We start from the raw sequence: 5,580 nt of genomic DNA, 5'->3' as shown, positions 1-5,580 counted from the left end.
TCCCACCCCTCAGGATCCGCCCTCCGCCGGCCCGCTCCCGGGCTCCTTCGCGGTCCCCTTCTCCGTCCCCTTCGCCACCCGTTTGGCCTCCTGCTTGGCCTCCTGCTTGGTCGCCCGCACCCGGGCCAGCGACTCGGGCCCGGTGATGTCGGCGACCGAACGGAACGAGCCCTCCTCGCCGTACGGGCCCGCCGCCTCGCGCCAGCCCTCCGGGGTGACGCCGAACTGCTTGCCCAGCAGCGCCAGGAAGATCCGCGCCTTCTGCTTCCCGAAGCCCGGCAGCGCCTCCAGGCGCCGCAGCAGCTCCCCGCCGCTCTCCGCGTCGCGCCACACCGCGCCGGCGTCGCCCCCGTAGTGGTCCACCAGGTACTGGCACAGCTGCTGCACGCGCCTGGACATCGAGCCCGGGTAACGGTGCACCGCCGGCTTGGTGGCCAGCAGGGCGCCGAACGCCACGGACGGGTAGGCCGCGATCTCGTGGGCGTCCAGGTCGTCGCGGCCCAGGCGGGTGGCGATCGTGTGCGGGCCGGTGAAGGCCCACTCCATCGGGATCTGCTGGTCGAGGAGCATGCCGACGAGGGCGGCCAGCGGGCTGCGGGCCAGCAACTCGTCGGCGTCCTGGCGCTGGGCGAGCCGGAGGGGATGCGTCATCTACCCATGATCGCCGCTCAGTCCGAGCGCGGTGGCCAGGGTGCGGTACGCGGGCAGCGGGATGTCGCGGCCGGTGTTCTCGGTGACGACCTGGAGCGCGACATGGTCGGCGCCCGCCTCCAGGTACGCGTTCACCCGGGGAACGACCGCCTCGGCGTCGCCGAGCGCGAACACCGCGTGGACCAGCCGGTCGCTGCCGCCCCCGCGGAAGTCGTCGTCCGTGAAGCCGAGTCGGCGGAGGCTGTTGAGGTAGTTCTCCAGTTCGAGATAGCCGCTCAGATAGGCGCGCGCGGTGGCGCGGGCGCGCGTGAGGTCGGGGTCGAGGACCACCTTCAGCTCGGGCGCCAGCGCGGCACCCTCGCCGAGCGTCTCGCGGGCGGCGGCCGTGTGGTCGACGGTCACCAGATACGGGTGCGCGCCGCCCGCGTGCTCCGCGGCCAGCCGCAGCATCCTGGGGCCGAGCGCGGCGAGGACCCGGCGCCCCGCGGGCACCGGGGTCTCGGCCGCGTCCAGCGCGTCCAGATAGGCGGCCATCTTCGTGTAGGGCCGCCGGTAGCCCTCGGTCAACGGGGCGTGGCTGACGCCGAGGCCGAGCACGAACCTGCCGTCGTGCGCGGCGTTCGCCTCGGCGAATCGCGCGGCCACCTCGTCCGGCTCGTGCTGCCAGACGGAGAGGATGCCGGTGGCGACCAGGAGCCGGGAGGTGGCCTTCAGCAGCGGGAAGGTGTCCTCCACGGCCGGGCTGCCGCCCAGCCAGATGGCGCCGTAGCCGAGCTCGTCCAGCTCCCGCGCCGCGTCGGCGATCTCGGCCCCGCCGCTCGGGCTCCCGGGCCGCAGGGCGTTGGTCCAGATGCCGACGCGCCCGAGGTCGTTCGCGAGTGTCGTGTCCATGGGGGTGTGCATGAGGGCTGAACCCCCGCCCGCGGCGGGCCTATTCCGCGACGATCCGATCCCCCTCGATTTTCACCCGGATGGCGGGCAGCGGCTCGGGGGCCGGGCCGCCCAGGACCTCACCGGTGGCCGCGTCGAAGCGCGAGTTGTGGCAGGGGCAGGCCAGTTCGGCGCCCTCGGCCTGCACGGTGCACCCGTTGTGGGTGCAGATCGCGCTGAACGCGGCGACCGTGGTCTCGTCGGCCCTGAAGAGGAACGCCTCCTCGCCGTCCGGGGTGGTGGCGGCGGTCGCCTCGCCCACCGGGACGTCGGCCAGCGCCGCGAGGGAGCCGGGCGCCGAGCCGGAGCCGCCCGACGCGGCGCCGCCCTCCGAGCCGCCCGAGGAGTCCCCCGCGGCGCCGCCGTCTCCCGAGCCGGACGATCCCGGCTCGTCGTCTCCGCAGGCGGCGAGGGCCAGGGCCCCGGCCGTGGCGGCCGAGGCGGCGAGCAGGGAACGTCGCGTGTGTGGGGTCGCAGTCATACCCGATCACACGGGACGGCCCCCCGCGGAGTTCATTCGCCCCGGGAGAATTCCTCCGGTGAACCAGGTGCCCCCTCCTCTCGTGTGTGGAGTACGGACGAGAGCTGAGGGAGCGGGCCATGGTCGGCTGGACATTGCGGATACTGGTGGCGCTCGGCCTGCTCGGGTCGGCGTGGGTGCACTGGGTGGTGTGGGACGACTGGGGGCGTTACGAGGACGAGGTCGGACCGATGTTCCTGGTCAACGTGGTGGCCGGGGTCGTGATCGCCCTGGCGGTCGTCGCCTGGCGCGGGCACTGGCTGCCGGAGCTCGCGGCGGTCGGGTTCGGGGCGGCGACGCTGCTGGCGTACGTGCTCTCCCTGACCACCGGGTTCTTCGGGGTCACCGAGCAGTTCCGCACGGACGAGGAGGTCTGGGGCGTGGTGACGGAGGCGGGATGCGTCGTGTTCGGCCTGGTGCTCCTCGCGCTGCGTTTCGGCATCCTGGGTGGGAGCGTGCGGCAGCGTGAGGGCGCGCGCGCATGAGTGAGGGGGCGGAGGACCAGCTGATGCGCGCCTTGCACGATGAGCACGCAGCCGCGCTGTGGTCGTTCGCCCTCCACCTCACCGGCGGGGACCGCGCCAGGGCCGAGGACGTCACGCAGGAGACGATGCTGCGGGCCTGGCGCCACCCCGGCGTGCTCGACCAGTCCACGCGCTCCGCCCGCTCCTGGCTGTTCACGGTGGCCCGGCGCATCGTGATCGACGGGTGGCGCTCGGCGGCGGCGCGCGCCGAGATCTTCACCGACGAGCTCCCGGAGCAGGCGGTGCCCGACGACACCGAACGCGCCGTGCAGGGCTGGCTGGTCGCGGACGCGCTCACCGAGCTGAGCGAGCGCCACCGCGCGGTGCTGGTCCTCTGCTACTTCCAGGGGCTCTCGGTCGCCGAGGCCGCGGCGCGCCTCGGGATCGCCGAGGGAACGGTCAAGTCACGGACGCACTACGCCCTTCGCGCGCTGCGCCTGGCGCTGGAGGAGAAGGGCGTGACCCGATGAGCGGGGATCCTTACCAGATGTTCGACGGGGCCTATGTGCTCGGCGCGCTCTCGCCGCAGGACAGGGCCGCGTTCGAGGAACACATGGGCGACTGCGACGCCTGCGCGCGGTCCGTGCGCGAACTGGCCGGGCTGCCGGGGCTGCTGGCGCAGGCCGAGATGGCGGTGGGCCCGCCCCCGCCCCCGACCCTGCTGCCCGCGATGCTCGACGAGGCGGCCGGCGAGGCGCGGAGCCGGGCGGCGACCGCGGCGACCGCGGCGGCCGGTGTCCGGCGCAGGAGGCGGCTGTTCGCGGCGGTGGCGGCGACCGCGGTGACGCTGGCCGCGTGCCTGGCGCTGGCGTTCACGGCGGTGCGGCTGGACGACGAGGGGCCCGCCTCCTCGGCGATGACGCCGGTCGGCGCCTACCCGGTCTCGGCGACGCTGCGGCTGGCCGACGCGGACGGGGGCACGCGGGTGGAGATGGAGTGCGAGTACGGCGGCGAGCGCGGCGGGGACTACCTGCTGGTCGCCGTGGGCCGCGACGGCGGTACCGAGGTCCTGGCGCGCTGGTACGCGCTCCCGCGGAACTCGGCCTCGCTGTCGGTCGGAACCGCGCTGCGGCGTGCGGACATCGAGTCGCTCGAGGTCCGCACGCCCAGTGGTGCGACGGTGCTGCGGCTCACTCCCTAGGGGAGCTCACCGGTGGGGTCAGCCGGTCAGGGCGCGTCCCACTTCTGGTTGGCCGCGCCGGTGCACGTCCAGATCTGGAGGCGTGCGCCGTTCGCCGAGGTGTTGCCCGTCACATCCAGGCACGCGTCGGCGCGTGGATTGACGATGTCGTTCGCCGCGTTGGCGACCCACTGCTGATTGGGGCCGCCGTGGCAGTCCCAGATCTGGAGCGGCGAGCCGTCGGCCACGCCGTCCTCCGCGATGTCGAGGCACTTGCCGAGGGCCCGCAACGTGCCGTCGCCGCCGCGGGTCCACCGCTGCGCCGCGGAGCCGTTGCAGTCGTAAAGCTGCACAGGCGTTCCGTTGGCGCTGCTCGCCCCGGCGACGTCCACGCACTTGCCGCCGAGGCCCGTGATCGGGCCCGTGGCGCCCCCGCCCGTGGAGTCGGTCGAGACGCGCACGTAGTCCACCACGAGCTGCTGCGGGAAGGTGGTCGAGCCGTCGGGGTCGCCGGGCCAGTAGCCGCCGATGGCGAGGTTGAGGATGAGGAAGAAGGACTTGTTGAACACCCAGGGATCGCCGCCGAGATCGGCCGGCGTGCGGGTCTGGAAGACGTTCCCGTCCACCGACCAGGTGATCGCGTTCGGCGACCAGTCGACGGCGAAGGTGTGGAAGCCGTCCGCGAACCTCTGCCCGCCCGGCAGCGTGTACGCCGCGCCGATGCCCTCGGCACCCGAGTAGCCGGGGCCGTGCAGCGTGCCGTGCACCGTGCTGGGCTCCGAGCCGATGTTCTCCATGACGTCGATCTCACCGCTGGCCGGCCAGCCGATCGAGCCGATGTCGTTGCCCAGCATCCAGAACGCGGGCCAGACACCCTGGCCGTGCGACATCCGGATACGGGCCTCGACGCGGCCGTACTGCGCGGTGAAGCGGCCCGCGGTGTTCATCCGGGCCGAGGTGTACTCGCATCGGCCGTACCAGCAGTTGTAGTTGCCGGGGTTCTCGCGCCGCGCCTCGATGACCAGCTGACCCTGGCCGTTGAGCTTGGCGTTGTTGTTCCCCGGTGTGTAGTACTGGCGCTCGTGGTTGTTGACGTTGTCGCCGACCTCGAGCTGCCATTTGCCGCCGTCGACCGCGGATCCGGCCGCGCCGTCGAAGTTGTCCTCGAAGACCACGGCCATGGGCGCCGCGTCCTCCGCGGCGGGGGCCGCGGCGGCGCCGGTCGGTGAGACGGAGGTCGGTGAGACGGAGGTCGGGGAGGCGGAGGTCACGGCGGATGTCTCCGCCGGCTCCGCGGAGGCTGTTCCCGGTTGTGCGGTCTGTAGCAACGTCCAGCTCACGGCGAGAACCACCGCCGCGGCGACCACGCGTCTGGCACGCTTCATGGACACCACATCCAGTCGGGGGAGTTGTGGGGGCGCCCCATTTCACAGCGTGGCGTAGACCAATTCAAGAGGTTGGTCAGGACCAGGAAGTTCCGGAACGGGCGGCGGACCCGGTATCGCCCCCGGCGCCGGATTCGCTAGGGTCGTCAGGCATGGCCCACAACCCCCATGCGCCCCGGCCCCCTCACGGTCCTCAGGAACCGGACCCGGCGGGCAGCACCCAGATGTTCCAGGCTTTTGTCAACGACGAGACCACCGCTCGGCGCGCGGCGCCGGCGGCCACACCGCCCGCGGGTCCGCGGGTCGGCCTGATCCTGGGGGTGGTGGTGGGGGTCGTGGTGCTCGCCGCGGTCGCCTGGCTGGCCCTCGGCTGACACGGCCGAACTGACCCGGCCGAACTGCCGCCGCTCGACGGCGGGATGGACGACGGCGGGATGCGCGGGGGTGGGG

At 73.3% G+C, this 5,580-nt stretch carries 8 protein-coding genes; 4 read left to right on the top strand and 4 right to left on the bottom strand.

The window, feature by feature from the left end:
• Window positions 1–9 precede the first annotated feature (9 nt).
• The 3 genes from ADY01_RS31780 to ADY01_RS31770 are packed head-to-tail and all read right to left on the bottom strand — an operon-like array spanning window position 10 to window position 2,062.
• Window positions 10–651, bottom strand: coding sequence for an HhH-GPD-type base excision DNA repair protein (locus tag ADY01_RS31780; protein ID WP_049580190.1), 642 nt, complete (start codon window positions 649–651; stop codon window positions 10–12).
• On the bottom strand, window positions 652–1,542 hold the full coding sequence (locus ADY01_RS31775; protein ID WP_049580193.1) for a TIGR03620 family F420-dependent LLM class oxidoreductase: 891 nt from the start codon (window positions 1,540–1,542) through the stop codon (window positions 652–654). It abuts the gene before it with no gap.
• A gap of 40 nt (window positions 1,543–1,582) precedes the next feature.
• On the bottom strand, window positions 1,583–2,062 hold the full coding sequence (locus ADY01_RS31770) for a ubiquinol-cytochrome c reductase iron-sulfur subunit (protein ID WP_049580189.1): 480 nt from the start codon (window positions 2,060–2,062) through the stop codon (window positions 1,583–1,585).
• Window positions 2,063–2,148: 86 nt separating this feature from the next.
• On the opposite strand from ADY01_RS31770, the gene ADY01_RS31765 reads away from it, so the two are divergent.
• Genes ADY01_RS31765 through ADY01_RS31755 form a run of 3 tightly spaced genes read left to right on the top strand, consistent with a single transcriptional unit; the run spans window position 2,149 to window position 3,766 of the window.
• Window positions 2,149–2,586: a hypothetical protein gene (locus ADY01_RS31765; protein ID WP_234320493.1), complete on the top strand. Its 438-nt coding sequence runs from the start codon at window positions 2,149–2,151 to the stop codon at window positions 2,584–2,586.
• A complete protein-coding gene (locus ADY01_RS31760) occupies window positions 2,583–3,095 on the top strand; it encodes a sigma-70 family RNA polymerase sigma factor (protein WP_078900787.1) in 513 nt (170 codons plus the stop codon). Before ADY01_RS31765 ends, ADY01_RS31760 begins: the two co-directional genes overlap by 4 nt.
• A complete protein-coding gene (locus ADY01_RS31755; RefSeq protein WP_049580187.1) occupies window positions 3,092–3,766 on the top strand; it encodes an anti-sigma factor family protein in 675 nt (224 codons plus the stop codon). The genes ADY01_RS31760 and ADY01_RS31755 overlap by 4 nt, the downstream gene beginning before the upstream one ends.
• A 26-nt stretch (window positions 3,767–3,792) precedes the next feature.
• Here the strand turns inward: ADY01_RS31755 and ADY01_RS31750 are convergent, their stop codons facing one another.
• Window positions 3,793–5,130, bottom strand: a complete 1,338-nt coding sequence (locus ADY01_RS31750; RefSeq protein ID WP_078900786.1) for a glycoside hydrolase family 16 protein — start codon at window positions 5,128–5,130, stop codon at window positions 3,793–3,795.
• Between the two features lie 152 nt (window positions 5,131–5,282).
• Between ADY01_RS31750 and ADY01_RS31745 the strand changes: the two genes are divergently transcribed.
• On the top strand, window positions 5,283–5,504 hold the full coding sequence (locus ADY01_RS31745; RefSeq protein WP_049580186.1) for a hypothetical protein: 222 nt from the start codon (window positions 5,283–5,285) through the stop codon (window positions 5,502–5,504).
• The last annotated feature ends 76 nt before the right edge of the window (window positions 5,505–5,580 follow it).

Source organism: Streptomyces sp. SBT349 (genome assembly GCF_001083795.1).
Lineage (GTDB): Bacteria > Actinomycetota > Actinomycetes > Streptomycetales > Streptomycetaceae > Streptomyces.
This window is presented reverse-complemented; position numbering and strand designations above follow the sequence as displayed.